Source organism: Brevibacterium sp. LAARM3_SD1 (assembly GCF_057364765.1).
The window spans coordinates 1-21,070 of record NZ_JBNFOL010000015.1 but is presented as its reverse complement, the minus strand read 5'-3'; the positions used below and the strand labels follow the sequence as shown (position 1 = coordinate 21,070).

Here is a 21,070-nt window from a genome sequence, read left to right as displayed (position 1 = left end):
GGTCACTCCTGGTGAAATTACAGCCAACCGCACTGAAGGCGTTGATCTGGCAACTCATTGCACGGCCCTTTGCTTTGCCTGTGATCGAATGGAAATCGCCGTTGTCACCATAATAAGTCCAAGAACTATGGCATAAACTCCGACAATCAGAAGAAGTGCAACGACTGTCGCCGTCGGGTTGAAGAGCAAGGCGAGCATCAGAGCCAGGGCGAAGACGATATCCACAACTGCCATCACCTTCGACCACCGTCTTAGTGACTGTGAGAACAGGCCGAGAATCCCTCGGGTGAGTATCCCAAAAGCAACCATCCAAAGGATGACGCTCCCGGTGACAACTGTAAAAATGCTCGGCAGCAACACGATGACAACGCCGATGAGTGCGAAAGCGATGCCCGACGCAAGTTCCCAGCCCCAACTGTCGCCGTTCTTTCGCGAAGTGATTGAGTTGAGTATCGTCAGAACACCGTCGCCGCACAGCCACGCGCCGATGCTGATTCCTAGGATCACGACGACTGCAGAGGGCGCAAGAATTAAAAGTAATCCTAGAACGACTGCGACAATTCCCCTGATGATGAGCACCCAGAAAGTCCCTCTGCTGAAGTCCTTCGAGCCCCACTCCCCCGTTGATGACGGAGCCTCAGGGATACGGTCGTGCTGTTCACTATTCGCCTTCGGATTGGTTGGCTCAGACGCGGGTGAAGTCGACATTGATTCTCCTCGCTAGGAATAGTTAGTTCTTCCATCGTACTGACAACTAGTGTTGCGGACAGTCACATTTGCATCACAGGACGTGCTTTTCTAATGTTCAGGGCCCTCTGTGTTTCGTCTACGGCCAGAGACTCACAGAGTATTGGGATGCCCCAACAGACGGAGTGTTCGCGCCGCCATCGGCGGCACGGTGAGATCGACAGGCTGAGCAGTCGAGCTAATGGTGAGCGCTGCCTGACTCCCGAATTTCCGCACACTCAGGCTCACGCGACACCGCACGTCTTCCATGCCCCGATAAGCGCAGTTATCAGACACCCACCGCGAATCGCTCGAGCTTTCACGAGGATGGTGGGCGGCTCCAGATCGACGAGTGTGTTGGGTATCGGAGTTCCCGAGCATCGGGTTGTCGTCTGCCCCTCTGCCAAAGCACGAAACCGAAAGCTGCAATTGGCCTTCTGGGTAGTTGTGCCTGTTGGCCATCATTTCGACGCCTGGCACCAGGTCAAGCGCATCGAGCCCGGTCTAGCTGTATCGATCGAACAATCAGTCGAAGAGGGTCCGTCTGGAGGTCCCGATCTCTACAATCGGAATCGCCTGGCGAGACTTGAACGTTGAAATGGAATGCCTCCCGGACGTGGCCACTGCAATCTAATCTAGGCCGCTCTTTATCAGTACCGCCCTCAGCGCTGAGTAGAGCAAAACAGGCACACTGGAAGTTACGATCGACATCTTGTCCCGGATCTCCGGCCCGGGCGGAGATCGAGCCAGCAGCGAAAGTGGCCGGCCCGACCTCCCCGCTTGTGGTCAGACGACCGCAGTGGCATCAATCTCTTGGTCAGAGGTCATCCGACGAGGCGTGGATGCTCCGACGATCAGCATGGCTGCGGCCGAGACGACAAGACCCACCATCGCATAGGGAACCACCGAGCCGACTGCCTGAGCAATTGCAGCTCCCGCGACTCCGCCTAGAACTCCAGCAATGGCACTACTCGGCCCGAGCAAGCTAGTACGTCGAAGCATGAAACCGAGGAAAATGGGACAGAATAGTCCAGCTGCAGAATATGCGTAAGAGGCAACGATCCAATCGAGCGCACCGGGGAATGCTAGTGAGAGTACAAGTGCGAGAGCAAGGACCACCACACTGAACACTCGTGAAAGCGACAGTTCTCGGCCAGGTGAAACCTCCGTCTTTGAGTATGACTTCACGAGGTCTTGTGTCACGTTGACGACAACCGACTGAACAGCGCTGGTCACGGTCGACAACAGTGTCGCACAGATAAAGGTCGAATAGAGGACGGCGAGGATCAGCGGCATTTGAGAGATGACGGTGCCGGCGGCGTCTTCGGGGTTGGCGAGATCCGGGTTCATCGAGTATGCAGACATGCCAAGTATGGCTGCATAAAACTTGGTGCCTAGGAGCAGAACGCCAGTGCCGATGAGCGACCATACTACGGCTTTGAGCGTGCTTGCGGCGTAGATTCGCTGGAAGTACATCTGGTTTGTCATCGTCCCTGGCAATACGGACATGAACCACAGCGCGATGGTGAGTAGGCCAGGAGCAATGAAGCCGTACCAGCTGGAGCGTTCCGGTGTGGCCGTTGCCATGACTTCTGTCCACCCGCCGGAGCTGTTGAGGGCGAAAAACACCGTCGTGACACCCATGATCACCATGAGCCCTCCGAACAGGGCATCTGTCCAGGCCACCGAGGTCATTCCTCCTGGCAGTATGAAGATAAGTCCGACGATCGCAAATCCGATGGCGAGGAGAGTCGGACTGATGCCAGTGAACGTACTAAAGAGATTGGCGAAAGCAACGAGCTGCGTGCACAGCCAGCCGAAAGGGACGACCATGGTCATCAATGTGATGATCGTAGTCAAGAACTTGTGATTACCGTAGAGCTTCTTGATTATGTCTGGCAGGCTGACGAAATCGTGAGCGCGAAGCCATTTTGCTAAGAAGATGAGCCCCATTACTCCGCCGGCAGAGAAGAGTCCATATGTGATTACTCCCCACCCGAACTGATAGCCCAGGCCCACTTGAGCGACGAGCATTCCTCCACCCGAGGCTGTGGCGAATTGAGTCAAGAGAACCACAATGAACGGGAGGCTGCGCCCACCGACGGACCATCCTTCGGCGTTTCGTGATTTCCGACTGATCCAAATTGCAAAGAGAACTGTCGCGGTGAGGACCAAGGCGTTGGTCGCCAAATAGAGTGTGGGTTCAGACATGAGGGCTCCCTTGAACAGGCTGGTGTGTTTGTAGATCGATGCCTACCAATCAGCGCTGTGGAGCGAACTGTGTGCGCGACAGTTCTGTTGCCGCTACCCAAATTTCAGGTTCTCATTGTTCGAGTAACGGTCAGTGACCGCCTGCATTCGAGCGGAATATCGCTCGGCTCGTGTCTCCACGGAAGAGGCTTTGACTGTAGACCACCGGTTGCCCGTCACTCGTCGAGCCCAATCGTGTAATCAGCAGGGCTGCTGTCGGCGAGGTCGGGCAGGAGAGCAGATGCTCTTCTTCCTCAGTGAGGATCACCGGTTCGATCGCGGTGCTGTCATAGTTGATCTGTGTATCAAAATCGTTCTGCAGGATGTCCCACAGAGGCAGTGACATATTTGAGTTCAACAAGTTGGGGAAACGACGGGTAACGAGCCAGGAAGACTCTAGCGCGGCGGGCTCACCGTCGATATAGCGCACACGCTGCAACAATGTGAGTGGCTCGTCATCCGTTACCGATAGATGGCGTGCCATGGTCGAATTGACCTGGTCCGCAGCGACTTTCAGGAGCTGGTGCTCCGAGTCGGAAGGAATCGAGAACTTCAGGTCCAAGACTGAAAGATCTCGCTTCTCCGGGTTCACGAATGTACCCCTTCCGCGTTTGCGAGAAAGATACCCTTCGTTGACCAACGCCAGCACGGCTTGACGAATCGTTGAGCGACTTACCTTGTACTCTTCGCTCAACTCCAACTCTGCTGTGATTCGTTCTCCGGGTTCCCAGCTGCCAGTGCGAATCTTCTCGATGAAGATCTTCCGCAACTGCGCATGGAGAGGTTCCGCGCTCGTTTCATCCAACTGTTGCTCTGTCACTTCGCTGTCTACCTTCCGTTGGTATCAGCTTACGGTGCTTCATCATGGCTTGCCCCTCCTTCCTCTGTTTGATCAGTCGAGCTACCGAAGCCCGATCGCGAGCAAGTACGTCCTTTTCGACACGTCGTTGACGTCCGGTCTCTTTAGTCGCAGGTCCACCGTGAGTCACACGAGCTTGCGCGTTCTGGTCCGGATCGAGAGCTTTTGCGACCATGTCCTCAGAGACATGGAGGCGGTAGCCGACGACGTCTTCGGATGCAGCGGCAATGTCTTCGGCGGTGATGGATTCGGAAGCCCTTCCTGCTGCCAGGGTGTCCTTCACTAGCGTCCCGATGATGTGATGGGCCGTTCGGAAGGACAGATCGTGCTCTCGGACGATGCCGTTCGCAAGTTCGGTCACGCAGCTGAAGTTCATCGATGCACGACGTCGCATGAGTTCGGTATCGAAAGACATGTGCTCGAGAGTGTGGGTGAAGAGTTCGATCGAAGCCTTCGCCTCGGCAATGCCATTCCAGACCCAGCTGAGTGATTCGACACTGGATCGCGCGAATGAGAGTAAGGAGCGGATTTGAGTGCCGTGAGGCTCGAAATCCAAGCAGCCTCGACATGCGCGGCTTTCGCCTTGATGTGCTCGAGCGTCACAGGGTTCTTCTTCTGCGGCATGATGCTACTCGTCACGGCGATGTCGGCATCGACCTCAAGGTAGCCGAACTCAGCGGTCGCCCAAACTTGCAGTTCAGCCCCGAAGCGACTGAGATTGTTCGTGAGGATCGCCAATGCGCCAAGCGCCTCGACCGCGTAATCGCGTGAAGCGACCCCGTCGAGTGAATTATCCATCGGCCCGTCGAACCCAAGCGCCTCTGCCGTAAACTCTCTGTCGAGGGGAAACGTCGTCGAAGCCATGGCCCCACTGCCCAGAGGGCACTGGTTGGCTCTCTCTGCAGTCGCAAGGATCCTTTGATGATCCCGCTGAATGGCCTCGAACAGTGCAGCAAAATAGTGAGCCAGCGTAATCGGCTCAGCTGCTTGGAGATGGGTATACCCGCTGACCACATCTCGCTCGTGCCGGTCAGCGAGACACAGCGCGGTGTCTCGAAGTCGGTTAACGAGTTCGAGAACTTCAATCAGTTCTTCTCGCATCCGCATTCGAGCAATAGTCGCGAGAATGTCGTTGCGGCTTCGACCGGTATGCATTGAGCCACCGATCTCTGGACCCACCTTGGCAATGACTGCCGCTTCGATGGTGAAGTAGAGGTCTTCGTGCCTCGGGTCAAAGGGCAACGCCTGCGCGCCCTCGCCGAGAATGGCGTCGTTTGCAGTGTTCAAGGCCGATGCTGTCCGCGCATCGAGCTCGCCAACCAGTTGCAACATGGCGATGTGGACTTTGTTGACTTCGATGAAGTATTCGAAGCTCGCGGCCAGATCGCGCTTCATGGCGGGATCAATCAGAAGGCGATGCACCACACCATCGGGAGTGCGGTCGAGTCTACTCACAGATAAAGTCCTAACATCCGAATGTCCGTACAACGTGATACACACTACACTATTGCGCGAACTCCGCAATGGCTCAGCTTGGGTGCTTTCAAATCACCGCCGATTCGCTACTTGCATATAAGCCGATCAGACACTTCGAGAATTGCCTCACAGCCCGAGACCAGGCACGGCTCGACCAAGCGGCACGATGGAACCTCCCCTTCCAAGAAGCCGCAGAGACGCCGCAACATTTCGCAGTCCCATTCGCATGAGCGGGAAGCCTGGGCACTTCCCCACCCCTCGATCGCACAGCATCGAGTCCCGCCGCCGACGAACATCCAAGACCAACTGCGCGCGTCCGGCCGGCACCAAAAAGTAATTACTTATAACCTATTGTCATTACGTTTGAACGTGTCTAGCATCACAGTATGGCGACGGCGAAGCACCTAGAGATCCGCGAGAGCATCGAAGCAGACATCCACAGAGGGCTCTTCGACGTGGGGCAGAAACTCCCCACGGAGAAGGAACTCATGGAGCGTTTTGGCGTCAGTCGCAACCCCGTGCAGAAGGCCATGAACGCCCTGGTTGAAGCTGGCCTCGTCTCTCGCAAACGCGGTTCCGGAACGGTAGTCGCCTCAACTGGCCTGCGCACCAACCTGCTCCGGATGATGGATCCTTCGCTGACCAGCCCTGAAGTCGACGGCGACCATAAAGTCGTCAGCGTCGAAGTCTCCTCAGCCGAATCATTTCCACTCAGCCGGAACGTGTTCCCAAAAGGGCAACCAACTGCTGCGCTGACGAGGATGAAGTACAGCGCTGATGGTCAACCACTGGCTCTCGAACGGTGCTGCATCAATCTCAGCCGTGCGCCAGAAGTCCTCTCGCAGAACCTGGAGCACCTGACCACGATCGCCTATTACAACTCACTCGGCCTTGGGATCAGACGGGCAAACACCGTCCTCAGAGCAGCTCTCCTGGGGACGTTCGATGCCAGCCACCTCGAAATTTCTTCCTCGGAACCAGTCGTCTGCCAACAGCGCACCACTCACTTGGCCGATGACTCCATCATCGAGGTCGCCGAGTTCTACATCCACCCCCGAAATATGACTCTGGAGGTCAGTCAAATTGACAACAGCTAACCCCGAGAAAATCGCCGTCGTCGGAGCCGGCATCATCGGAACAATGACCGCATGGCAACTCGCCACACGCGGATACGACGTCACCGTATTCGACCAGTGGAACTCCCCCAACGACCGAGGCGCATCGGCTGGCGAGTCGCGAATCTTTCGGACCATCTATAAAGAGGGCCCGGAGTATGTGCCCATCCTGAGGAAGTCCTTCGACAAGTGGCAGGAGCTACAGTCGAATCAGAACACCTCCGTACTCACCATGTGCGGAGGTCTCATGATCGGCCATCCCGACATCGAAGACGTTGCCGCCGTCATCGACTGTGCTCAGGCCGCGGACCTCGACCACGAAGTGCTCTCGCAAACGGAGATGGCGAAGCGGTACCCGCAGTTCGGGCTCGACAGCGACGAAGTCGGCGTCTTCGATCCGGTTGCCGGAGTGTTTCGACCAGAAGCTGCTGTACTGGCTGCACGCAAGGAAGCCGAGCGACTCGGGGCCAACTTCAAGCCCTATACCCGAGTGCTCAACATCCGATCACTGAGCCACTCGGTCATGGTCGACACCGCCGATGGCGCTCACGCGTTCGACAAGATCGTCGTCTCCACCGGCCCGTGGGTGAACGAACTGACCGAGTTCGACTCCAGCACCGTCGAAGCATTGCGCTTGGTCGCCATGTGGTTCCCAGCCAAAGACGTCCCATTGCACACGCCAGAACACATGCCGATCTCCATCCGTCGACATCCAGAAGGCGGATTCTCCTGCTTCCCTGCCCTCGACGGACTCGGAATCAAAATTCTTCCCCACCACCTCGCCTGGAAAACACTTGACTCGGTCGATGACCTCCCCCGATTCATCGAAAACGAAGTCGTCCAATCAACCGAACACGCCGTGGCCCGCCTCATGCCAGGAGTCGACCCCATTCCCTACCGGGTGTCCACATGGACAGAAGGATTCACCGTCGACGGTGCACCGATCGTCGGTCCCTCGAGCGCCGACTCCCGCATCGTTCTAGCTGTGGGCATGTCCGGTCAAGGATTCAAATTCTCACCGATGATGGGCTCCATCGTCAGCGACTTCGTCGAAACGGGCACCTCATCAGATGCGATCGCCATCATGGACTCTCAGCGCTTTGATCGGAGCTCATCATGAACATCGGCACCACAGTACTCATCTCAGTCACTGCTGCCATCGTCATCGGGATCGGCGCACTCATCTCGTTCTATGTCGGCAAACGAGCCAAATCCAATGACTCCTGGGTCGTCGGCGGCCGTAACCTCCCGCTCTACGTCATCGCCTTCACCCAATACGCCACCGCAGTCGGTGGCGGCGTACTCGTCGCCCACGTCGGCATCGCCTACGCATGGGGCCTATCAGTGTTCTGGTACGAGATCTTCGTCATCGTCGGTCTCCTCATCATTGCGATCTTCGCAGGATGGCTGCGCCGCCGAACGTTCTCGACCATCCCCGAAGTCTTCACGAAACTCTACGGCGAGCACCGACTCATGCTCTCCATGGTCGCGCTGGCCGTCATCGTTGTCCCATTCGGCTGGTTGGCCACACAGTTCATCGCCTTCGCCAACCTCTTCAACGCGGTCACGGGCATCGGGATCACACCGTTGATCATCATCATGGCAGTTGTCTCCATCGCCTTCGTCCTCCCCGGCGGGCTGACGTCAGTCGCGTGGTCGGACTTCTTCTTCGGCGTTTTCATGGTCATCGCATCAGTGGTTGTCGGCGCATACGCGATCATCAACGCCGGCGGACCGTCGACGATCGTGAAGAACCTCCCGGCCGAATTGACCACGATGCCCACCGGACTCACTGCTGCCGGCGGATTGACGATCCTGCTGTGGCTGTTCTCCATCCTTCCAGGAACGCTGACCAACCAGCTCTACTATCAGCGCATCTTCGCTGCCAGCAACGTCAAACAGGCCCGACAGGGCATCTACCTCAGCTGCATCCTCATCGGAATCTCCGGTGTCTATGCGCTCATCATCGGGGCTTCAGTTCGCAGCATGACTGACCAATTCGGCATCGACGGCCGCGAACAGGCGGCAGGGTGGTTCCTCGCCCAGCTGCCCGTTTGGCTCATTGCGGCCTACGGTGCGTTCCTCATGGCCACGATCGTCTCGACCACCGGGTCGGCACTGCACTCGGTCGTGGTCAACTTGGTCAATGATCTCAGGCCAGCATTCGTCAAGAACAAGGACACATCTTCCGACCTCGTTGCGATGTCTCGCTGGTGCACCGTCGCAGTCTCTGCAATCGCTGCAGTCCTTGCCATCGTCTTCCCCACAGCGCTCAACTGGCTCGTCGCCACTTACGCCTACTCGGCTTCGATGCTGGCTGTACCGTTCCTGCTCGGCATGGTCCTGACCAACAAATGGATCCTCGACGTTTCAATCGGATACGTCTCTATGGCAGCCGGCCTCGTCGTATGCGCGGTTGCCCACATCGCAGGAACCACCATTCCCTACGCAGTCTTCGGCATCATCGCGAGCCTCATCGCCTACCTGATCATGCTTGCCGTGAAGAAACCGCAAGCCCGAACACTCTCCGAAGAAGAAGGAGCCCTTTCATGAAGATACTCGTCGTCGGTGCAGGAGTCCTCGGACTCACCACCGCGTTCAACCTCGTCGAAGACGGCCATGACGTCACGATCGTCGACAAGACCGGCCCCTACGCACAAGCAAGCAGTCGGTCATTCGCCTGGATCAACGCCAACCACAAGCTGCCCGCCGATTACCACCGACTCAACCGTGCCGGAATCGCAGCTCACGAGGAGTTCCAGAAACGATTCGCCAGTCATGGAACCTGGTTCCACCAGCACGGGTGCATCATGTTCGACAGCTCGCCGGACAACGTGACCGGATATGACGAGAGATTCACTGAATCGGCTGAGCTCGACTACCCGGTCGAGCGAATCGGCTCCGACCGCCTACGCGAGCTCGAACCCACCGTCAACTGGCCGACGGACTCAGGCTTGTTCTTTCCTCTCGAAGCCCACCTGGACAACGAAGCGTTCGGCAGCCTCGTCGAGGGCTTCCTCGACGAGGCCGGCATTGCACCGGAAGTTGCAGAAGTCATCCGCGTGGAGACCAACGCAGACGGGGCGGCCGTGGAATTCGCCGACGGAGGCACTCGGAACTTCGACCAAGTGATCATCGCAGCCGGCGCAGACTCCGGAGCTATCGCAGATCGATCGGGTCTCCTGCTGCCCGTGGCCGATCTGTCTCAGCCCGGACCACGGACGCACAGTCTGCTCGGTGTGACTGCTCCCACGGACGTGAACCTCAACCGGATCATCATTTCGGACAAGATCAACGTTCGTCCGCGTCGCGACGGTAGCATGTTCGTCCAGATTCCTTCCGTGGAAGCGCGTACGGAAGAAGGAGAGAGTCACGAGCTGCTCGACGAGGTCCGGGCCGTCATGGAGGCCGAACTCGAGTCGGTGTTCGGACAACGCATTCCGGTCGATAGGGTCATCTTCAGCGGACGCAGCTTCCCCGAGGACGGACTGAGCATCGTCGGCTATCTCGACGAACACCACCGGGCTTACTCGCTTGTCACTCACAGTGGAATGACAATGGCTCCCCTGCTAGGACGGCTCGTCGCTGACGAATTACGAGGTGACAGCTCGCACCTCCTCAGTACGTTTCGTCCGTCACGCTTCACAAAGGGAATCACTCAGGAATCACCGGCGAACTTTATCGGCCGACAATAGTAGCCGTAGCCAGAGTCGAGTGCCCGGGCAAGTTCCTTTCCCGGGCACAAGCCAGATTCCAGTATCAGCCGAGTCTCAAAGCAGCAGACCCAATTTTTGCGCATCGGAGGAGGAGCTGAGTTGGGCTGAACCCGGCTCGTCCACGCCAGCTGTGATTTTGGTGCATCGTCAGTTGAGGTAATTCACCTCAAACCTGAGTGCCGCAGGCGCAACATAACCGGCATCGAATACTTGCGCATACTGGCCGAAGTCGTCAGATTTGACCCATTTGGCGACCGATCCCCGACCGTCGGTTGCTGCTGAAACGCTCACGCCCCCTCGAGCTACTGACCGACAGCGACCGTCCCTCACCCTTCGCCGCACAGCGCACCGCTGCACCGAGGCGATTTGCCACGAACGGTGACGGATTCCTTGGCAGCGGTGTGTTTTTGTCACGAACGGTGACGGATGCCGAACTGAGTGGAGGACGTGACACGAACGGTGAGGGATGCTCGATCAACGGCGCGGCCGCACGCATCCGGGCACGACGAAGGCCGGTGGGAAGAGTCCCACCGGCCCTCGCTGTGTTCCGGTTCAGCGCCTCAGCACGAACCGACTGCCGCGAGTCACAGACTCACAGCGCCTCAGCGCGTCTCCTGCGATCAGGCTTCTGCGAGCTGACGCAGAACGTACTGCAGGATGCCGCCGTTGCGGTAGTAGTCGGCTTCACCCGGGGTGTCGATGCGGACGACGGCGTCGAATTCGACCTTCGTGCCGTCTTCCTTCTCGGCGGTGACCTTGACGGTCGCCGGGGTCTTGCCCTCGTTGAGCTCCGTGACGCCTTCGATGGAGAAGGTCTCGGTGCCGTCGAGTCCGAGCGAATCAGCGGATTCGCCGGCGGGGAACTGCAGCGGCAGAACGCCCATGCCGATGAGGTTCGAGCGGTGGATGCGCTCGAAGCTCTCGGTGATGACGGCTTCGACGCCGAGCAGCTTGGTGCCCTTGGCAGCCCAGTCACGCGAGGATCCCGAGCCGTACTCCTTGCCACCGAGGACGACCAGCGGGGTGCCGGCGGCCTGGTAGTTCACGGAGGCGTCGTAGATCGTCGTCTGCGGTCCGCCCTCCTGCGAGAAGTCGCGGGTGAAGCCACCCTGGACTCCGTCGAGGAGCTGGTTCTGCAGACGGATGTTCGCGAACGTTCCGCGGATCATGACTTCGTGGTTGCCGCGGCGCGAGCCGTAGGAGTTGAAGTCCTTGCGCTCGACGCCGTGCTCGACGAGATACTTGCCGGCCGGGGTGTCGGCCTTGAAGGAACCTGCGGGCGAGATGTGGTCGGTGGTCACCGAGTCGCCGAGCTTCGCGAGCACGCGAGCACCCTTGATGTCCTTGACGGCTTCGGGCTTGAGGCCCATGCCGTCGAAGAAGGTGGGCTTGCGCACGTAGGTCGACTCGTCGTCCCACTCGAAGACCTTGCCTTCGGGGGTGTCGAGCTGCTGCCAGCGCTCGTCACCATCGAAGATGCGACCGTATTCGTTGTCGAACATGTCGGTCGAGATCGACGAGGAGATGACCGACTCGACCTCTTCAGGCGAAGGCCAGAGGTCGGCCAGGTAGACGTCGACGCCATCCGAGTCCTTGCCCAGGGGCTGGTTCTCGAAGTCGAAGTCCATGGTTCCGGCCAGCGCGTAGGCGATGACCAGCGGAGGCGAAGCGAGGTAGTTCATCTTCACATCGGGGCTGATGCGGCCCTCGAAGTTGCGGTTGCCCGACAGGACTGCCGTGACCGAGAGGTCGTTGTCCTGGATGCTGTTCGAGATCTCCGAGTCCAGCGGACCGGAGTTGCCGATGCAGGTGGTGCAGCCGTAGCCGACGATGTAGAAGTTCAGCGCTTCGAGGTCCTCGATGAGGCCGGCCTTGTTGTAGTACTCGGTGACGACCTTCGAACCCGGTGCGATCGAGGTCTTGACCCACGGCTTCGAGTTGAGTCCGCGTTTGCGGGCATTGCGTGCCAGCAGGCCGGCGGCCATCATCACCGAGGGGTTCGAGGTGTTGGTGCAGGAGGTGATCGAGGCGATCGCCACGGCACCGTTGGCCAGCTCGAAGTTGCGTCCGTCGGCAGTGCTGACGTCCACGGACTTGTTCTCTTCGCCGGGAGCGGCGTAGTTGTGGATGTCCTTGGCGAACTGGCTCTTGGCATCGGAGAGTTCGATGCGGTCCTGGGGGCGCTTCGGTCCGGAGATCGAGGGCACCACGGTGGACAGGTCGAGTTCGAGGTACTCGGAGTACTCGACTTCGTTCTCCGGATCGTGCCAGAGTCCCTGCGTCTTGGCGTAGTCCTCGACGAGCTGGATCTGCTCATCCGTGCGGCCGGTGAGCTTGAGGTAGTCGATGGTGACCTCGTCGATCGGGAAGATCGCGGCGGTCGAACCGAACTCGGGGCTCATGTTGCCGATGGTGGCGCGGTTGGCCAGCGGCACCTCGGCGACGCCCTTGCCGTAGAACTCGACGAACTTGCCGACGGCTCCGTGCTGGCGGAGCATATCGGTGATCGTGAGGACGACGTCCGTGGCCGTGACACCGGAGGGGATCTCACCGGTGAGCTTGAAGCCGACGACGCGCGGGATGAGCATCGACACCGGCTGGCCGAGCATGGCAGCCTCTGCCTCGATGCCGCCGACGCCCCAACCGAGCACACCGAGGCCGTTGACCATCGTGGTGTGCGAGTCGGTGCCGACCAGGGTGTCCGGGTACGCCCGGAGAACTCCGTCGACCTCGCGCGGCATGACCACGCGGGCCAGGTGCTCGATGTTGACCTGGTGGACGATGCCCATGCCCGGAGGCACGACCTTGAAGTCTTCGAATGCGGTCTGGCCCCAGCGCAGGAACTGGTAGCGCTCACCGTTGCGCTGGTATTCGATGTCCATGTTCAGTTCGACGGCGTCGGCGGTGCCGAAGCGGTCGATCTGCACCGAGTGGTCGATGACCAGCTCGGCCGGAGCCAGCGGGTTGACCTGATCCGGGCTGCCGCCGAGCTCGACGACCTTCTCGCGCATGGTGGCGAGGTCGACGATGCAGGGCACACCGGTGAAGTCCTGCATCACCACGCGGGCCGGGGTGAACTGGATCTCCGTATCGGGTTCGGCATTGGGGTCCCAGCTGCCGAGGGCTTCAATATGTTCCGAAGTGATGTTTGCGCCGTCTTCCGTGCGCAGCAGGTTCTCCAACAGCACCTTGAGGCTGAAGGGAAGCTTCTCCGACCCTTTGACCTGATCCAGGCGATAGATCTCATAATCCTTATCGCCCACGGTCAGGGTGCTCTTCGATTTGAACGTATCGACGTTGCTCATCGTGATTCTCCTGTTTCATCCGACACTCAACCAAGAAACCGGATCCGCCCGACTCGGCGGTCGGACCCTTGCATCACGCACCGATTTACGCGACACATATGTTTCCAAAAGTATCTTGACGTCAAGATAAATTCTATCGCATTTGAGGGGCTTTGACCACCATGGCACACGGCGTCGCGATTCGCTTCGATCGGGTTTTCCGCACGCCGTCGTGCGGGCACCACCAGGGCCGCGGCCGGGTCCCACGGCCTAGCGTGGAAAGCACAGTCACACGATGCATCGCACCAGCGTGCCACCACCGAGGAGACCCCATGGACCCGTTCACCCTAGGCGCCGATTCGGCTTCGGCGCACTGCTCGTCGGCATCATCTTCGCCGTCGTCTGCAGCTCGTTCGCAAAGGAGAAGGGCCGATCGGGCGGCTGGTGGGGGCTATGGGGCTTCCTCACGACGTTCATCGCCCTCATCGCGCTCGTCCTCCTCCCCCGCCGGCCGGTCACCGCCGCAGGACCGTGACCGTCTCCAGGTGCGCGGTCAACGGGAAGAGATCGAAGCCGGTGAGACTCTCGATCTCAAATCCCCCGCCCGTGAGCGCCGCAAGGTCCCGGGCGAGCGTGGCCGGGTCGCAGGACACGTAGACCAGGGTGCGTGCGGAGGATTCGATGATCGCCGAGGTGGCCTTCCTCCCTGCGCCCGCCCGTGGCGGGTCGAGGATGATGACGTCCGAATCGGGCAGACGGGCCCGATCCACGCTGAGTGCGAGGAACCGGGCGTCGAGATCAGCGGCGTTGTCTCGAGCATGCGCAATGGCCGCCTCCACTCCTTCGACCCCGAACAGGGGTGCACCGGTGGCCCGGGCAGCGGAGATGCCGAGGAGTCCGACCCCGCAGTAGAGGTCGGTGATGGCCTCGACATCGGCCGGCAGTGCCTCGACGACCGTGGAGCTGAGCAGTGCGGCTGCTTCACGGTGGACCTGCCAGAAGCCGTCGGCGCCGACGACGAAGTCACGCCCGTCGACCGTTTCGGTCAGGGTGGCCCCGCCGCGGATCACGCGCAGGGCGGGAGCGGGCGCATGGGAACGACCGCGCCCGCGGGGACGAGCGCCGCGGCCACGGCCACGGCTCTTCTCCGGTTCGGCCGCTCGGCGAGGAGGGCGAAGGAGGTCGGCAACCAGGATTCGATCGCGTCGAGGACCTGCGCGTTGGGCCGACCGCGGACGATGAGCGCACCGTGATCGCCGGCCCACGCGAATTCGAGACGGCGGACCCCGGGCACACGCAGGCTGAGGAGGTCGAGGTCGTGCAGCGCTCCGGCGGCCAACGGTGGGGTGGTCACGGGGATGACCTCGTGCGATCTGGGGGCGAGCATTCCGGCCCGCCCCTCGTCGTCGACGGCCAGCTGCACACGCGTGCGCCAGTCCGTGCCGTCGGTCTCGCCCGGTGCCGGCAGCACCTCGGCGTCGAAGTCGATGTGGCCGATGCGTGAGAGCTGGTCGCGCAGCACCTCGGCCTTGAGTATGCGGGAGTGGGCGAGGTCCACGTGGGCGTATTCCATTCCGCCGAATCCTGCCGCACCGGGCGGGGTCTCGGCGCGCCGCCCCCAGCAGGGTCGACGGCCGAGGCGGTGGGGAGATACTCGAGGCGTCGGTCCATCACGCGGTGGGCCGACGCTTCGATCACCTCGGTGACGGCGGCGCGGAGGAACCGGGCGGGCGGTCCTGCCTCACTGCGGACTCGGACCTTCTCACCGGGCAGGGCTCCGGAGACGAAGACAACCTGTCCGTCGTGTCGGGCGACGGTGGTGCCGCCGGCCGCCGGTGCCTCGATGTCGAGGGTGAGTTCCCGGGCGGGAACCGAAGTGTCGCTCATGCGTGTTCTAGGCCTGTCTGTACAGCGAGGGGTCGGAATCGAGTCCGTCTCCGCCGTACTGTCGAGAGAAGGATTTCAGTCGCCAGGGCACGGAGACCACGACGACATTGGGCACCAGCAGCAGCCGGGTGCGCAGTTTGAGGGCCACCTGGTTGTGCAGGAGGTGCTCCCACCAGCGGCCGACGACGAACTGCGGAATGTAGACGATGACGAGGTCCCTGGGCGACCTGCGGCGGATGGCGAGGATATGGGCGAGCATCGGGCGGACGAGTTCGCGGTACGGGGAGCCGAGCACGGTCAGCGGCACCGGCAGCTCCATCTCGTTCCACCGTTTCTGCAGATCGGCAGCGGCCTCTTCGTCCACGGCCACGGTGACGGCTTCGAGCTGACTCGACCGGGTCACTCGGGCATAGGAGAGAGCCCGCAGGGTGGGTTTGTCGATCTCGCTGACGACGACGATGGCGTGCGTGTTCGACGGGATCGTCCGTGAGTTCACGTCCGCGTCGGGAGCGAGCTCGCGGGCCACACGCGAATAGTGGCGGTGGATGGCGCCCATGACGAGGTAGAGCCCGGCCATGGCGGCGACCGCCAGCCAGGCGCCGGCGAGGAACTTCGAGACGATGACGACGATGAGCACGCCGGCGGCGAGCACACAGCCGATGGTGTTGACAACCTGGTTGAAGTGCATCCGCAACTTGGCCTTCGAGTCGATGACCAGGCGCAGGCGTTTGCGCCAGTGCAGGACCATTCCCGCTTGGCCGAGGACGAAGCTGGCGAAGACCCCGACGAGGTAGAGCTGGATGAGCACCGTCGCCGAGGCGGATGTGGCGATGACGAGGACGATCGCCGCCGCGGCCAGCAGCAGGATGCCGTTTGAAAAGGTGAGTCGGTCGCCCTTCGTCGCGAGCTGCCGTGGCAGGAACTCGTCGCGTGCCAGACGCGAGGCCAGTCCCGGGAAGCCTTCGACCGCGGTGTTCGCCGCGGCGAGGAGGACGAGGGCGGTGATGAGGACGACGATGAAGAACATCACCGGCGCGTTGTCGAAGATCGCGTGAGCGAGCTGTGCGAGAACGGGTTCCTGTTCGTACTCGGCGCTGACCGGGCTGCCGTCTCCGCGGACGAGGTAGAGATGCGGATCGTCGACGTATTTGATGCCGGTGACCGACGCCAGATAGGTCAGCCCCGTGAGCATGAGAGCGGCGAGCAGGCCTGAGAGCAGCAGGGTGTTGCCGGCGTTCTTGCCGCGTGGCTTCTTGAACGCGGGAACCGCTGTGGCCACGGTCTGCACACCGGCCAGGGCGACCGCTCCGGAGGAGAACGCGCGCAGGACGATGAGGACGGTGGCCAGGCCGAGAGTCGCCTGGTCGCCGATGTTGCTGTGCACGACCGTATAGTCGGCGGTCTGGGCCTGTGGGGTGTCGCCGAGTCCGACCCGGATGAGACCGACCGACATTGTGAGGAAGACGGCACCCAGGAACAGATAGGTCGGCACGGCCAGCAGCATCGGAGTGGCTCGTGAGCCGCGCAGACCGGCGAAGCAGATGAGCAGGATGCCGACGATGGCCACGGGCACACGGTAGGGCGCGAGCATCGGGAACGCTGTGGTGATATAGGCGGCGAAGACCGTCATCGACACGGCCAAGGTGAGCACGTAGTCGACGAGGAGGCCGCGGCCACGACGAGTCCGGCACCGGAGCCGAGGTTCTTCGAGGCGACCTCGTAGTCTCCGCCGCCGGAGGGGTACGCCTTGACGTTGATGCGATAGCAGGCGACGATCACGAGGATGACGATGCCGACGGCCACACCGATCCACGGGGCCACGGTCAGAGCAACCAGCGAGGTCAGCGACAGCGCCAGCAGGATCTCATCGGGCGCGTAGGCCACCGAGGAGAGCATGTCGGAGGCGAAGACGGGCATCGCAATGCGCTTCTTCAGCGCAGGCGCACGCCTGTCCTCACTGCGGAAGGGCCGTCCAACGAGTAGTCTTTTGACGGCATCAGAAAAACTGCTGGCCACGGCAACCAATGGTAGATCACTGCGGGAAGGATTACCCATGCACTTCGTGATTATGGGCTGCGGCCGAGTCGGGGCTTCCCTGGCCAAAGCCCTTGATGCGAATGGGCACTCCGTCGCCGTCGTCGACCGAGACCCCGACGCGTTCCTCAAGCTCGGTCGGGATTTCAGCGGTTCGACGATCACGGGGATCGGTTTCGACCGTGAGACCCTGTCCCAGGCGAAGACCGCTGATGCCTTCGCCTTCGCCGCCGTCTCCAGCGGTGACAATTCGAATATCCTCGCCGCGCGTGTCGCCCGCGAGACCTTCGGGGTGAGCAATGTCGCCGCCCGCATCTACGATCCCAACCGTGCGCAGGTCTTCGAACGTCTCGGCATCCCCACCGTGCCCACCGTGCGGTGGACAGCCGAGCAGGTGATGCGCAAGCTCGTCCCACAGGGGTCGATCACCGAATACCGTGAGCCTTCGGGCAACCTCGTCCTGGCAGAGGTGCATCTGGATCCGGGCTGGGTGGCGCGACCGATCAAGGAGATCGAAACACGGACCAAGGCTCGCGTCGCCTACGTCACCCGCCTGTCCGAGGGCATCGTCGCCCACGACGATCTGCTCCTCCAGGACGGGGATCTCGTTCATCTCATGGCTCCGGTCGACGCCTCGGCGAGATCGAACGGATCCTCGATCAGCCCGTGCGTACCGTGGAGGAAGAAGAATGAGGGTCATCATCGCCGGAGCCGGTTCCGTCGGACGGTCGGTGGCCAGGGAGCTGCTGGACAAGGACCATTCGGTCCTGCTCATCGACCAGAGCAAGGAAGCGTTGGGTCATGAGCGCATTCCCGGTGCCGAATGGCTGCTCTCCGATGCGTGTGAACTCGCCGGACTCGCCGAGGCGGGACTGGAGGAGGCCGACGTCGTCGTGGCCGCGACGGGAGACGACAAGACCAATCTGGTGCTCTCGCTGCTCGCGAAGACCGAGTTCGGGGTGCCGCGGACGGTCTCGCGAGTGAACAATCCGAAGAACGAATGGCTCTTCGACGACAACTGGGGAGTCGATGTCGCGGTCTCCACTCCGCGCCTGATGACCGCGCTCGTCGAGGAGGCCGTGGAAGTCGGCGGTCTGGTCCACCTCATGAGTTTCGAACGCGGCCAGGCGGGACTGCTCGAGTTCACCGTGCACGAGAACGCCGAGCTTGTGGCCGAGCGCATCGGCGGGATCACCTTCCCGCTCGATACGGTGCTGGTGGCGATCATCCGCAACTCGCGGGCGTTCGCTCCGAGTGCCGATGATGTCATCGAGGCCGGAGACGAACTGTTCTTCCTCTCCTCCCCCGATCAGGAGCCGGCGCTGCTCGCGCTGCTGCAGGAGACCGCGAAGACGGAAGGGAACGCCGACGGCTGAGTTCGGTCGTCTGTGGGCATCGAGTGGTCGAGGCCGCTCAGTCCCTGTGACCGGTCAGCTCAGCCCCTGAGCCCGGTCAGTCGTCCGAGTCGTCGCGCGTCTGCAGGAGTTCGTAGACGGGGTTATGTGCGGTGAGCACTCCGTCCTTGCCGCAGAATCGTCCTTCCAGAACGATGAGGGATCCGGGACGGATGCCGCTGATCTCCCGGCGTCCGAGGAACTGGGCGCGGGCTTCGCCCGTGCCGTCGGCAACGGTGATATCGAGCCTGGGGCTGTCGCCGCTGCACGACTGCGTCGTCGCCGAGACGACTCCGGCGATGCGTGAGGTCTTCCGCGCCTCCAGCTCTTCGACCGGGACGGCCCCGGGGATCTGACTGACCAGACGCAGATCGGCCCGGGCCTCGGCCTCACGGGATCCGAAGTCACGCACGAGGCGAGGAATGAGGTTGCGCATCGGCGTTCAGCGGACCTCTGTGATCTCGGGGCCGCGTTCGAAGGGGTTGAGCTCGTCCTCGTCCTTCTCCTCCGTCTCGTCCTGGTCGACCTGTGGGGCGGTCAGCGCAATGAGCTCGCGGGGAGCCATGGCTTCCGCACCACGGTCGACGACGACTCCGCGGAAGAGTGCGGAGAGTTCGGCACGCACATCGTCATCGGTCACAGCCTTGCCGGAGAACACGGCGCGGACGAACCAGCGCGGTCCGTCGATGCCGGCGAAGCGCATAGCGCGTTTGCCGGGCCGACCGGATTCCGTCTTTGCCGGAACCTCGATGGCCAGTTCCTTGCCCAGCGAAGTATGCAGTTCGGTCGATTCCCCGCCCTGCTTGGTCACGGACTCGGCGAGCTGAGCCCGCACCGTGTTCCACAGACCTTCGGAGCGCGGTGTCGCGAACGCCTGCAGCTGGATGCCTCCGCCGTCGTGGATGAGGGTCACTGCCAGCACGCGCTGGGAATCGTCGTCCGTGTCCAGGCGCACCTGCATTCCGTCGACGACGGGCACCTTGAGCGCGCCGAGGTCGAGACGATCATGCTCAGGGTATTCCTCGGAGATGTCGAACGGGCCCTTCTCGGACCGGTCGAAGGGCGCGGACTTCTCCAGCAGCGCCTCTTCCTCGTCGATGTCGTCATCGGACTCGGACGCATCGGCTTCGTCGACATCGTCGTCTGCGGTGTCGGCATCCTCGGTGTCGGTGTCCGCGTCCTGAGCGTCGAGCTCGTCATCGTCGGTGAACTCTTCATCGGCGCGGACGTCGTCTTCGTTCGTCGGCGTGGATTTCTTGAACCGGGAGAACAGTCCCATGAGTCCTCACTTCTCCTTTTCGCTGAGGCCGGCGTCGATTCCGCCGGTGGATCCGAATCCCCCGGCGCCGCGGGCGCTGTCTTCAAGGGATTCGACGATGTCGAAGTCGGCGTGGGCGATCGATTGGATCACGAGCTGAGAGATGCGGTCGCCGCGGACGACGCGCAGCGGGGTCTTCGCATCGAGGTTGATCAGCGGCACCTTGATCTCGCCGCGATACCCGGCGTCGATGGTGCCCGGTGCGTTGACGACGGTGACCCCGTGCTTGCTCGACAGCCCGGACCGCGGGTGCACGAAAGCGGCGTAGCCCTCCGGCAGGGCGATCGCGATTCCGGTCGGCACGACTCGGCGTTCGAAGGGTTCGAGCACGAAATCGATCGTCGAACACAGGTCCGCCCCGGCATCGCTCGCATGCGCGTAGCCGGGCGCGCTCATGCCCGCGTCGAGGAGCTGAAGGTTGATCTTCACGGTTTCCGTCACAAAGATGCACTCTAACGCTCCAGCCTGAGCGTGGCCAAACTTCTCGCTATGGGACAATGGCCCCATGGCAACAACTCAATCCGGAACCCATGTGGTCTATCAGGAGAAGGTCCGCCCCTCGATCGGCATGTGGATCCTCGTCGTGGTCGCCGCTGCGTCGACGGCGCTCATGGTCATGCCCGTCTGGCAGCTCGGCACCATCATCCTTCCCGTCGTCAGCTTCATCCTCTTCGCCTGGTGGCTGAACTCGCTGACGCTGTCGATCATCGTCACCGAACGACAGCTGTTCGTGGGCGAGGCTCATATCGACCGCACATTCGTTCCGAGTGCGGAAGCCTTCGACGGCGAGGAGGCCCGCCAGGCCCGGGGCGTCGACCTCGATGCTCGCGCTTTCCTCAAGATCCGCCCATGGGCGAAGTCCGTCGTCCGCATCCACCTCGACGATGATTCGGACCCCACCCCGTACTGGCTCGTGTCGTCACGGCACCCCCACAAACTGGCAGCCGCCCTCAACCCCTAACCCCCAATTACTACCTGACGGCGGCCCAGCAACCTCGCGCGAGGTTGCTG

General features: G+C 61.5%; 21 protein-coding genes and 2 pseudogenes. 8 read left to right on the top strand and 15 right to left on the bottom strand.

The window, feature by feature from the left end:
- Positions 1-54: 54 nt before the first annotated feature.
- The 5 genes from AC2W7L_RS10170 to argH all read right to left on the bottom strand — a co-directional run bounded on the left by AC2W7L_RS10170 (position 55) and on the right by argH (position 5,290).
- On the bottom strand, positions 55-708 hold the full coding sequence (locus AC2W7L_RS10170) for an HdeD family acid-resistance protein (RefSeq protein WP_486004363.1): 654 nt from the start codon (positions 706-708) through the stop codon (positions 55-57).
- Between the two features lie 804 nt (positions 709-1,512).
- The gene (locus AC2W7L_RS10165) at positions 1,513-2,937 is read right to left on the bottom strand and encodes a sodium:solute symporter family protein (protein WP_486004362.1); all 1,425 of its coding nucleotides are present in this window, start codon (positions 2,935-2,937) and stop codon (positions 1,513-1,515) included.
- Positions 2,938-3,067: 130 nt separating this feature from the next.
- Positions 3,068-3,796, bottom strand: a complete 729-nt coding sequence (locus tag AC2W7L_RS10160) for a GntR family transcriptional regulator (RefSeq protein ID WP_486004361.1) — start codon at positions 3,794-3,796, stop codon at positions 3,068-3,070.
- The gene (locus tag AC2W7L_RS10155; RefSeq protein ID WP_486004360.1) at positions 3,774-4,250 is read right to left on the bottom strand and encodes a hypothetical protein; all 477 of its coding nucleotides are present in this window, start codon (positions 4,248-4,250) and stop codon (positions 3,774-3,776) included. Before AC2W7L_RS10155 ends, AC2W7L_RS10160 begins: the two co-directional genes overlap by 23 nt.
- The gene (gene argH, locus AC2W7L_RS10150; RefSeq protein WP_486004359.1) at positions 4,208-5,290 is read right to left on the bottom strand and encodes an argininosuccinate lyase; all 1,083 of its coding nucleotides are present in this window, start codon (positions 5,288-5,290) and stop codon (positions 4,208-4,210) included. The genes AC2W7L_RS10155 and argH overlap by 43 nt, the downstream gene beginning before the upstream one ends.
- A gap of 407 nt (positions 5,291-5,697) precedes the next feature.
- Between argH and AC2W7L_RS10145 the strand changes: the two genes are divergently transcribed.
- From AC2W7L_RS10145 to AC2W7L_RS10130, 4 genes are read left to right on the top strand one after another with little or no spacing between them, the layout of a single operon-like run.
- A complete protein-coding gene (locus AC2W7L_RS10145; protein WP_486004358.1) occupies positions 5,698-6,408 on the top strand; it encodes a GntR family transcriptional regulator in 711 nt (236 codons plus the stop codon).
- The gene (solA, locus tag AC2W7L_RS10140; RefSeq protein WP_486004357.1) at positions 6,395-7,546 is read left to right on the top strand and encodes an N-methyl-L-tryptophan oxidase; all 1,152 of its coding nucleotides are present in this window, start codon (positions 6,395-6,397) and stop codon (positions 7,544-7,546) included. Before AC2W7L_RS10145 ends, solA begins: the two co-directional genes overlap by 14 nt.
- The gene (locus tag AC2W7L_RS10135; RefSeq protein WP_486004356.1) at positions 7,543-8,979 is read left to right on the top strand and encodes a sodium:solute symporter family protein; all 1,437 of its coding nucleotides are present in this window, start codon (positions 7,543-7,545) and stop codon (positions 8,977-8,979) included. Before solA ends, AC2W7L_RS10135 begins: the two co-directional genes overlap by 4 nt.
- Positions 8,976-10,121, top strand: coding sequence for an NAD(P)/FAD-dependent oxidoreductase (locus tag AC2W7L_RS10130; protein WP_486004355.1), 1,146 nt, complete (start codon positions 8,976-8,978; stop codon positions 10,119-10,121). The genes AC2W7L_RS10135 and AC2W7L_RS10130 overlap by 4 nt, the downstream gene beginning before the upstream one ends.
- Positions 10,122-10,289: 168 nt before the next feature.
- Here AC2W7L_RS10130 and AC2W7L_RS10125 read toward each other — a convergent pair whose 3' ends face one another.
- Both AC2W7L_RS10125 and acnA read right to left on the bottom strand, forming a co-directional pair.
- Positions 10,290-10,433: a hypothetical protein gene (locus tag AC2W7L_RS10125; protein ID WP_486004354.1), complete on the bottom strand. Its 144-nt coding sequence runs from the start codon at positions 10,431-10,433 to the stop codon at positions 10,290-10,292.
- 329 nt (positions 10,434-10,762) lie between these two features.
- The gene (gene acnA / locus AC2W7L_RS10120; RefSeq protein WP_486004353.1) at positions 10,763-13,447 is read right to left on the bottom strand and encodes an aconitate hydratase AcnA; all 2,685 of its coding nucleotides are present in this window, start codon (positions 13,445-13,447) and stop codon (positions 10,763-10,765) included.
- Positions 13,448-13,721: 274 nt separating this feature from the next.
- Here acnA and AC2W7L_RS10115 point away from each other — a divergent pair, with 274 nt between their 5' ends.
- Entirely contained in the window at positions 13,722-13,961 is a 240-nt protein-coding gene (locus AC2W7L_RS10115; RefSeq protein WP_486004352.1) for a hypothetical protein, read from the top strand.
- Here the strand turns inward: AC2W7L_RS10115 and AC2W7L_RS10110 are convergent.
- The 5 genes and pseudogenes from AC2W7L_RS10110 to AC2W7L_RS10090 form a co-directional block, all read right to left on the bottom strand.
- Positions 13,942-14,496, bottom strand: a complete 555-nt coding sequence (locus AC2W7L_RS10110) for a class I SAM-dependent RNA methyltransferase (protein ID WP_486004351.1) — start codon at positions 14,494-14,496, stop codon at positions 13,942-13,944. The two genes, AC2W7L_RS10115 and AC2W7L_RS10110, sit on opposite strands and share 20 nt — an antisense overlap.
- A complete protein-coding gene (locus tag AC2W7L_RS10105; protein WP_486004410.1) occupies positions 14,493-14,999 on the bottom strand; it encodes a hypothetical protein in 507 nt (168 codons plus the stop codon). Before AC2W7L_RS10105 ends, AC2W7L_RS10110 begins: the two co-directional genes overlap by 4 nt.
- A 227-nt stretch (positions 15,000-15,226) precedes the next feature.
- Positions 15,227-15,313, bottom strand: a pseudogene (locus AC2W7L_RS10100) (hypothetical protein); the annotation flags it as partial.
- A 7-nt stretch (positions 15,314-15,320) separates the two neighbouring features.
- The gene (locus AC2W7L_RS10095; RefSeq protein WP_486004350.1) at positions 15,321-16,964 is read right to left on the bottom strand and encodes an APC family permease; all 1,644 of its coding nucleotides are present in this window, start codon (positions 16,962-16,964) and stop codon (positions 15,321-15,323) included.
- Positions 16,940-17,230, bottom strand: a complete 291-nt coding sequence (locus AC2W7L_RS10090) for a hypothetical protein (RefSeq protein WP_486004349.1) — start codon at positions 17,228-17,230, stop codon at positions 16,940-16,942. Before AC2W7L_RS10090 ends, AC2W7L_RS10095 begins: the two co-directional genes overlap by 25 nt.
- A 136-nt stretch (positions 17,231-17,366) precedes the next feature.
- Between AC2W7L_RS10090 and AC2W7L_RS10085 the strand changes: the two are divergent.
- Both AC2W7L_RS10085 and AC2W7L_RS10080 read left to right on the top strand, forming a co-directional pair.
- A pseudogene (locus AC2W7L_RS10085) lies at positions 17,367-18,040 on the top strand (potassium channel family protein).
- Complete coding sequence (locus AC2W7L_RS10080; RefSeq protein WP_167196838.1) at positions 18,037-18,723, top strand: potassium channel family protein; 687 nt, start codon at positions 18,037-18,039, stop codon at positions 18,721-18,723. Before AC2W7L_RS10085 ends, AC2W7L_RS10080 begins: the two are co-directional and overlap by 4 nt.
- A 76-nt stretch (positions 18,724-18,799) precedes the next feature.
- On the opposite strand, the gene AC2W7L_RS10075 is transcribed toward AC2W7L_RS10080, so the two are convergent.
- Genes AC2W7L_RS10075 through dut form a run of 3 tightly spaced genes read right to left on the bottom strand, consistent with a single transcriptional unit; the run spans position 18,800 to position 20,500 of the window.
- Positions 18,800-19,177, bottom strand: a complete 378-nt coding sequence (locus AC2W7L_RS10075; protein ID WP_486004348.1) for an OB-fold nucleic acid binding domain-containing protein — start codon at positions 19,175-19,177, stop codon at positions 18,800-18,802.
- A gap of 6 nt (positions 19,178-19,183) precedes the next feature.
- Positions 19,184-20,020: a DUF3710 domain-containing protein gene (locus AC2W7L_RS10070; protein ID WP_486004347.1), complete on the bottom strand. Its 837-nt coding sequence runs from the start codon at positions 20,018-20,020 to the stop codon at positions 19,184-19,186.
- 6 nt (positions 20,021-20,026) lie between these two features.
- A complete protein-coding gene (gene dut, locus AC2W7L_RS10065; protein WP_486004346.1) occupies positions 20,027-20,500 on the bottom strand; it encodes a dUTP diphosphatase in 474 nt (157 codons plus the stop codon).
- A gap of 64 nt (positions 20,501-20,564) precedes the next feature.
- On the opposite strand from dut, the gene AC2W7L_RS10060 reads away from it, so the two are divergent.
- A complete protein-coding gene (locus AC2W7L_RS10060; RefSeq protein ID WP_167196850.1) occupies positions 20,565-21,020 on the top strand; it encodes a DUF3093 domain-containing protein in 456 nt (151 codons plus the stop codon).
- Positions 21,021-21,070 lie beyond the last annotated feature (50 nt).